Genomic DNA, 7,567 nt, shown 5'->3' with positions numbered 1-7,567 from the left:
AACAGCAAGATCAAAAGCACTCGAGCTTGCGCTCATTGTTGAGTGGGGCGGCTTTGCCGCGGGCAGCTGCGCTGCTTTGCTTTTTTTGTGGGAGCGAGCCTGCTCGCGATGGCGGCCTGACAGCCGACCTGTTTCTTGAGGTCGTCCCCACTCCAATTGTGGGAGCGAGCTTGCTCGCGAAAGCGGCCTGACTGCCGGCCTGTTTCTTGAGGTCGTCCCCAATCCAATTGTGGGAGCGAGCCTGCTCGCGAAAGCGGCCTGACAGCCGGCCTGTTTCTGAGGAGGTACGCGGTCAAATTGTAGGAGTGAGCCTGCTCGCGAAGGCGGCCTGACAGTCGGCCTGTTTCTTGAGGTCGTCCCCAATCCAATTGTGGGAGCGAGCCTGCTCGCGAAGGCAATCTGCGAGCCGACGATTTTCTGTTTGATGCACTCAATCCAATTCGGTTGTTGAAGACTGCGAGCCTGAAAAGCAAGGTCAAAAGTTCTCAGCCTGCGACATTTCCTACGGCGTGTTGTAGGGCGGTTCCTTATTTCCGTGTTTTGGATGTGCTGGTATGCGACAACCGCCATGTTGACCGGTAGTGTTCCAGTCCCTGCAAGTCGTTTGAAGAGGTCAATGGAGTGACAAGTCGGCTGAATCCCCTGCTGCTTCTTAAAGGCTATTTCACCCCCATGGCCTGGGTCCTCGCGGCGCTGTTGTTCATCAACCGCCTCAGCGCCATGGTCAAGTTGTTCATGGCGCTGTACCTGCGTCAGGAGCTGGGCCTGGCGATTGAAACCGTCGGCTGGTTGCTTTCGGCCTATGGCGCCGGGTTGCTGGTCGGTTCGATGCTCGGCGGCTGGCTCAGTGATCATGTGCGCACGGCGCGGCTGACGGCGGCGCTGTTTTTCGTTTCGGTGTGGGTGCTGATGCTGTTGGGGCTGGTGACGCAGGTGCCGTGGCTGGCCGGTTTGTTGTTGCTCAGCGGTGTCATCGATGGGGCGATTCGGACGTTGCATCAGCGGCTGATCATGGAGTATTGCGAAGTCGCGCAACGTTCCCGTGCGCAGGCTCTGAGTCGGGTGGCGCGTAATCTGGGCATGGCCGCTGCCGGGGTGGCCGGTGGGGTGTTGGCGCAGGCGGATTTTCGTTGGGTGTTTTTTGTCAGTGCGGCGATGACGATGCTGGCGTTGCTGTGGTTCGTGCGCACGACGTGGCGGCGGCCGGTGCTGGTGGTTGAAGACGAATCGATCGATGGCTCGAGCGTGCCGCTTCGCGACAAGCCGTTCCTCTGGCTGCTGGCGGCGACGGCCGTGCTCGGCATTGCGTTCGACACGGTCTACAGCACGCTGGGCAATTATCTGCGTGATTACTACCACCTGAGCACCGAAGCGATTGGCTGGCAGTTCGGGCTCAATGCGCTGTTGGTGATCGCTTTGCAAATCCCGCTGTCGCACTCGGTCGAGCGTTGGGGCTCGCGCTGGCAAATGCTCGTCGGCAGTGTGCTGTTGGCCTGCGGATTGGGCATGTTGCCGTTCGGTTCCGGCTTGGCTTTTGTCTGTCTGTCGACACTGATCTGGACGCTGGGCGAGGCCTTGTTCATGCCGCCGTTGAATGTACTGGCGATGCAGTTTGCCCAGAGCGGCAAAAGCGGTCAGTACTTCGGGCTGTTCTTCATGAGCTGGAGCGCCAGCGCGTTGTTGTCGCCGGTGCTCAGCGGTCAGCTGTATGGCCAGTTTGGCGGGCACAGTGTGTGGCTGATGAGTGCGTTGCTGGTGCTGCTCTCGATTCCATTGACCTGGCAGGCCACGCGCGGCGCTTAGCTGATTCGGTTATCAGGGTTATTCGAAAGCAATCTGGCGGTCGATGGCATTTCTGCCTGCGCGGTCGCGTCCTAAGTGGTGAGCCGGTCGGATCGCAACTAGATTTCACATCGAGCCAGTCCGGCAAGCATGTCTTAGCGCAACAGGATGGAGTCGGCCATGAAAAGCAGATTGCTACGGGTTTTGATGTTGTTGAAAGTGATGGTGATGCTATCCCTCGGCACCGCAACGGCATGGGCCGAGTGCGAGGATCACGAATCTCAGGCGTTCAATGGGCAGGTCGGGCATAGCGGGCTGATGCTCGCCAAGTCCGAGTCGGAACCGGGGGATATGAATCAGGGTGGCAGCGCCGATGACGACGACTCGACCACGGACGAGCCGGATACCGATGACCCGGATGACGAAGGCGATAGCCAGACGTAGATCGCCGGGCAAAGAAAAACCCCTTCGGCCTCGACTGATGCGCAATCGAGGTGGAAGGGGTTTTGTTATCGCATGAATTCTTGAATCAACACGAACTCACTGTGGGAGCGAGCCTGCTCGCGAAAGCGTCATTTCAGTCGACAATGTTGGTGACTGTTACACCGCATTCGCGAGCAGGCTCGCTCCCACATGAGATATTTCGTGGGCCTACGCCGCGCCGTCGAGGAACTGCTCGGCGTAGTGGCAAGCCACCTGCCGATTATCCAGTTCACGCAACAGCGGCTCTTCCGTGGTGCAACGTTCGGTCGCGTACGGGCAGCGCTTGTGGAAAGCACAGCCCGGTGGCGGGTTCAGCGGGTTGGGCAGTTCGCCGACGATCTTGATTTTCGGCTTGTTCGGGTCCGGGTGAATCGTCGGGGTCGCAGACAGCAGCGCCTGGGTGTACGGATGCAGCGGGCGTTCGTAGATGTCGTTTTTCGGTCCCAGTTCTACCGGGCGGCCGAGGTACATCACCATCACGTCATCGGCCACGTGCTGCACCACCGCGAGGTTGTGCGAGATGAACACGTAGGCGGTGTTGAACTCCTGCTGCAAATCCATGAACAGGTTGAGCACCTGGGCCTGAATCGACACGTCCAGCGCCGAAGTCGGTTCGTCCGCGACCAGCACTTTCGGTTGCAGCATCATTGCCCGCGCCAGAGCGATACGCTGACGCTGACCGCCGGAGAACATGTGCGGATAGCGCTGGTAATGCTCAGGGCGCAAGCCGACCTGCTTCATCATCGCCTGGACTTTCTCGCGACGTTCGGTGGCCGACAGCTTGGTGTTGATCAGCAGCGGCTCGGCCAGTTGATCACCGATTTTCTGCCGTGGGTTCAACGACGCGTACGGGCTCTGAAACACCATCTGTACGTCTTTGCGCAGTTGCTTGCGCTCGGCCTTGTCGGCGCCGGCAACTTCCTGACCGGCGATCTGCAACGAGCCCGATGACGGCTCTTCGATCAGCGTCAGGGCGCGGGCGAGGGTGGATTTGCCACAGCCCGATTCGCCTACCACGGCAAGGGTCTTGCCGGCTTCCAGTTCGAACGACACGCCGTTGAGCGCGCGCACGGTGGCGTGGCCCTTGAACAGGCCACGGGAGACTTCGTAGTGACGGGTCAGGTCGCGGGCGGTAAGTACGACGGCCATTACGCCACCTCCTGGTTCAGCGGGTAGAAGCAGCGGGCGAGGCTGTTGGCTTTCGGATCAAGGCCCGGACGCTGGGTGCGGCAGTTGTCCTGCACGTACGGGCAGCGCGGCGACAGCAGGCAACCCTGCGGTCGGTCGTAACGGCCCGGGACGATGCCCGGCAGAGTCGACAGACGTGAGGCGCCGAGGCTGTGCTCGGGAATCGCCTTGAGCAGCGCTTCGCTGTACGGGTGCGCCGGGATGTCGAACAGTTGCGGCACCTGACCGACTTCAACGGCTTGACCGGCGTACATCACGCAGACGCGCTGGGCAGTTTCCGCCACGACCGCGAGGTCGTGGGTGATCAGTACCAGGCCCATGTTCTGCTCTTTCTGCAACGCCAGCAGCAGATCCATGATCTGCGCCTGAATCGTCACGTCCAGCGCCGTGGTCGGTTCGTCGGCGATCAACAGTTTCGGCTCGCCGGCAATCGCCATGGCGATCGCGACACGCTGGCTCATACCGCCAGACAGTTGATGCGGGTAGGCGTCCATACGACTGGCGGCGCCCGGGATCTCGACCTTTTCCAGCAGTTCGATGGCACGCTTGCGCGCTTGCTTGCCGGACATTTTCAGGTGCAGGCGCAGCACTTCCTCAATCTGGAAACCGACGGTGTAGCTCGGGTTCAGCGCGGTCATCGGGTCCTGGAAGACCATCGACAGGTCTTTGCCGACGATCTGCCGACGCTGGCGGTTGCTGAGTTTGAGCATGTCCTTGCCGTCGAAGCTGAGCGAGTCGGCGGTGACGATGCCGGGATGCTCGATCAGGCCCATCAGCGCCATCATGGTCACGGATTTACCCGAACCCGACTCGCCAACGATGGCCAGCACTTCGCCTTTGTCGACTTTCAGGTCGAGGCCGTCGACCACCGGGGTCGCGGTCTTGTCGCCGAAGCGGACGTTGAGATTCTTGATTTCTAGCAGTGACATTTGAATCTCCTCAGGCGGCGTTCTTGAGTTTCGGGTCCAGCGCATCGCGCAGGCCGTCGCCCATCAAGTTGATTGCCAGCACGCTGAGCAAAATGGTCAGACCAGGCAGACTTACCACCCACCAGGCGCGTTCGATGTAGTCGCGGGCCGAGGCCAGCATGGTGCCCCACTCAGGGGTTGGCGGTTGTACGCCGAGGCCGAGGAAGCCCAGTGCAGCGGCATCGAGAATCGCCGAAGAGAAGCTCAGGGTTGCCTGCACGATCAGCGGCGCCATGCAGTTGGGCAGCACGGTGATGAACATCAGACGCGGCAGACCGGCACCGGCCAGACGCGCGGCGGTGACGTAGTCGCGGTTCAGTTCGCCCATGACGGCAGCACGGGTCAGACGCACGTAGGACGGCAGCGAAACCACGGCAATCGCGATCACGGTGTTGATCAGGCCAGGGCCGAGGATGGCGACGATCGCCACGGCCAGCAGCAGCGATGGCAGGGCCAGCATGATGTCCATCAGACGCATGATGGTCGGGCCGACCACTTTCGGGAAGAAACCGGCGAACAGACCCAGCAGGATCCCCGGAATCAGCGACATCACCACCGACGACAAGCCGATCAGCAGCGACAGGCGCGAACCCTGGATCAGACGCGACAGCAGGTCACGGCCGAGTTCATCGGTGCCGAGCAGGAATTGCATCTGCCCGCCTTCGAGCCACGCCGGCGGCGTCAGCAGGAAGTCACGGTATTGCTCGCTCGGATTATGCGGCGCGACCCACGGCGCGAAGATCGCGCAGAAGATGATCAGCAGCATGAACAGCAGGCCGGCAACGGCGCCCTTGTTCTTCGAGAACGCTTGCCAGAATTCTTTGTACGGCGACGGGTACAGCAGGCTTTGATCCACGGCGGACGTGGCGGTGGCTACTGAGGATGTTGGAGTGCTCATGGGTATTGACCTCAGCGCTGATGACGGATGCGTGGGTTGGCAAAGCCGTAGAGGATGTCCACCACGAAGTTGACCAGAATCACCAGGCAGGCGATTAACAGGATGCCGTTTTGCACCACCGGATAGTCCCGGGCGCCGATGGCTTCGATCAGCCATTTACCGATGCCGGGCCAGGAGAAGATGGTTTCGGTCAGGACCGCACCGGCCAGCAGTGTGCCGACTTGCAGACCTACAACCGTCAGCACCGGGATCAGTGCGTTACGCAGACCGTGGACGAACACTACGCGCGACGGCGACAGGCCTTTGGCCTTGGCGGTGCGGATGTAGTCTTCGCGCAGCACTTCGAGCATCGACGAACGGGTCATCCGCGCGATTACCGCCAGCGGAATGGTGCCGAGCACGATCGCCGGCAGGATCAGGTGATGCAGGGCGTCGAAGAACGCGCCGACGTCATCGGCCAGCAGCGTGTCGATCAGCATGAAGCCGGTTTTCGGCTCGATGTCATACAGCAGGTCGATGCGCCCGGAAACCGGAGTCCAGCCCAGGCTCACCGAGAAGAACATGATCAGGATCAGGCCCCACCAGAAGATCGGCATCGAATAGCCCGCGAGGGAGATGCCCATCACCCCGTGGTCAAACAGCGATCCTCGTTTGAGTGCCGCGATCACCCCGGCCAGAAGCCCGAGGATGCCAGCGAACAGCAGGGCGGCCATGGACAGTTCCAGGGTCGCCGGGAAAAGAGAGGTGAACTCGGTCCACACACTTTCACGGGTACGCAACGACTCACCGAGATCGCCCTGGGCCAGTTTGCCGATGTAGTCCAGATACTGGGCATACAGCGGCTTGTTCAGCCCCAGGCGTTCCATTGCCTGAGCGTGCATTTCGGGGTCGACCCGACGTTCGCCCATCATCACTTCCACGGGGTCGCCCGGAATCATGCGAATCAACGCGAAAGTCAGCAAGGTGATGCCGAAAAACGTGGGGATCAACAACCCCAGTCGGCGGGCAATAAAACTAAACATCTTGTGTGGTACCTCATCAGCCGGTTAGGCGTGCCCGGCGTCCCTCAGGTAAGGGACGCCGGGCGTTTCTTATCTACTTCACCTGGGTGGTGGCGAAGTTATTAGTGGTGAGAGGGCTGATGTGGTAGCCCTCTACATTGTTGCGCATTGCAGTGAACATCCGAGTATGGGCCATGCTGATCCATGGCTGGTCCTGATTAAACAGCACTTGGGCCTGTTCGTAGAGCGCGGCGCGTTCGGCCGGATCTACTTTAGCCCGCGCTTCATCCAGCAGTGCCTGGAATTTCTCGTTGCACCAGCGTGCGTAGTTTTCGCCGTTCTTGGCGGCCTCGCAACTGAGCATAGGCGTCAGGAAGTTATCCGGGTCGCCGTTGTCGCCCGCCCATCCGGCCGAGACCATGTCGTGCTCGCCGGCCTTGGCGCGCTTGAGCATCTCGCCCCATTCCATCACGCGGATGTCGATCTTGATCCCGACTTTCGCCAGGTCAGCCTGCATCATCTGCGCGCCGAGCATCGGGTTGGGGTTGGTCGGACCGCCACCGTTACGGGTGAACAGGGTGAAGGTGGTGCCTTCCGGAACCCCGGCTTCCTTGAGCAGGGCGCGCGCCTTGTCGAGGTCGCGTGGCGGGTTCTTCAGGTCATGGTTGTAGCCGAGCAGGGTCGGCGGGTACGGGTTGACCGCCACCGACGCGTTACCCTTGCCGAACAGCGCGTTGACGTAGGCTTCCTTGTCGAACGCGATGTCGATGGCTTTGCGCACGCGTACGTCGCTCATGTACTTGTGCTGGGTGTTCATGGCGATGTACGAAACGGTCATCGCGTCCAGCTCGTCGACTTTCAGCTTGCTGTCTTTCTTGATGCTCGGGATGTCATCCGGTTTCGGATACAGCGCGACCTGACACTCGTTGGCCTTGAGCTTTTGCAGGCGCACGTTGTTGTCGGTGGCGATCGCCAGGATCAACGCGTCGGCCGGCGGCTTGCCACGGAAGTAGTCCGGGTTGGCCTTGAAGCGCACCTGCGCATCCTTGGCGTAGCGCTGGAAAATGAACGGGCCGGTGCCGATCGGCTTGTTGTTCAGATCGCCGGTCTTGTTGGCCTTGAGCAACTGGTCGGCGTATTCGGCCGGGTAGATCGACGAGAACGCCATGGCGATGTCGGCCAGGAACGGCGCTTCGCGGCGGGTCAGGGTGAACTTGACCGTGTTGTCGTCGACTTTTTCTACGCTT

8 protein-coding genes are annotated in these 7,567 nt (G+C 60.9%); 3 read left to right on the top strand and 5 right to left on the bottom strand.

Annotated elements, in window-relative coordinates; genetic code table 11:
• From OQK_RS31045 to OQK_RS06905, 3 genes are all read left to right on the top strand, one after another.
• Nucleotides 1–191 (top strand): hypothetical protein (locus OQK_RS31045; RefSeq protein ID WP_238537152.1); only part of this gene is annotated, 191 nt, incomplete at its 5' end.
• Between the two features lie 481 nt (nt 192–672).
• Nucleotides 673–1,803 (top strand): MFS transporter, encoded by a 1,131-nt coding sequence (locus OQK_RS06910; protein WP_016771726.1) that lies wholly within the window; start codon nt 673–675, stop codon nt 1,801–1,803.
• Nucleotides 1,804–1,962: 159 nt separating this feature from the next.
• Nucleotides 1,963–2,226 (top strand): hypothetical protein, encoded by a 264-nt coding sequence (locus tag OQK_RS06905; RefSeq protein ID WP_016771725.1) that lies wholly within the window; start codon nt 1,963–1,965, stop codon nt 2,224–2,226.
• 207 nt (nt 2,227–2,433) lie between these two features.
• Here the strand turns inward: OQK_RS06905 and OQK_RS06900 are convergent, their stop codons facing one another.
• The 5 genes from OQK_RS06900 to OQK_RS06880 form a co-directional block, all read right to left on the bottom strand.
• The gene (locus OQK_RS06900; protein ID WP_016771723.1) at nt 2,434–3,414 is read right to left on the bottom strand and encodes a peptide ABC transporter ATP-binding protein; all 981 of its coding nucleotides are present in this window, start codon (nt 3,412–3,414) and stop codon (nt 2,434–2,436) included.
• Nucleotides 3,414–4,382, bottom strand: a complete 969-nt coding sequence (locus OQK_RS06895) for an ABC transporter ATP-binding protein (protein WP_016771722.1) — start codon at nt 4,380–4,382, stop codon at nt 3,414–3,416. Before OQK_RS06895 ends, OQK_RS06900 begins: the two co-directional genes overlap by 1 nt.
• A gap of 10 nt (nt 4,383–4,392) precedes the next feature.
• On the bottom strand, nt 4,393–5,319 hold the full coding sequence (locus tag OQK_RS06890; RefSeq protein WP_016771721.1) for an ABC transporter permease subunit: 927 nt from the start codon (nt 5,317–5,319) through the stop codon (nt 4,393–4,395).
• Nucleotides 5,320–5,330: 11 nt separating this feature from the next.
• A complete protein-coding gene (locus OQK_RS06885) occupies nt 5,331–6,341 on the bottom strand; it encodes an ABC transporter permease subunit (RefSeq protein WP_016771720.1) in 1,011 nt (336 codons plus the stop codon).
• Between the two features lie 73 nt (nt 6,342–6,414).
• On the bottom strand, nt 6,415–7,567 hold a 1,153-nt coding region (locus OQK_RS06880; RefSeq protein WP_038861132.1), incomplete at its 5' end, for an ABC transporter substrate-binding protein.

Origin of the sequence: Pseudomonas sp. R62 (assembly GCF_000257605.1) — a bacterium.
In the GTDB taxonomy this organism is placed as follows: Bacteria; Pseudomonadota; Gammaproteobacteria; order Pseudomonadales; family Pseudomonadaceae; genus Aquipseudomonas; species Aquipseudomonas atacamensis.
The sequence above is the reverse complement of the archived record's forward strand: the minus strand, read 5'-3'. Positions and strand labels throughout refer to the sequence as shown.

Coding starts and splice junctions, on each gene's coding strand:
- OQK_RS06910 (WP_016771726.1), top strand. CDS start 673: ATGGCCTGGGTCCTCGCGGCGCTGTTGTTCATCAACCGCCTCAGCGCC.
- OQK_RS06905 (WP_016771725.1), top strand. CDS start 1,963: ATGAAAAGCAGATTGCTACGGGTTTTGATGTTGTTGAAAGTGATGGTG.
- OQK_RS06900 (WP_016771723.1), bottom strand. CDS start 3,414: ATGGCCGTCGTACTTACCGCCCGCGACCTGACCCGTCACTACGAAGTC.
- OQK_RS06895 (WP_016771722.1), bottom strand. CDS start 4,382: ATGTCACTGCTAGAAATCAAGAATCTCAACGTCCGCTTCGGCGACAAG.
- OQK_RS06890 (WP_016771721.1), bottom strand. CDS start 5,319: ATGAGCACTCCAACATCCTCAGTAGCCACCGCCACGTCCGCCGTGGAT.
- OQK_RS06885 (WP_016771720.1), bottom strand. CDS start 6,341: ATGTTTAGTTTTATTGCCCGCCGACTGGGGTTGTTGATCCCCACGTTT.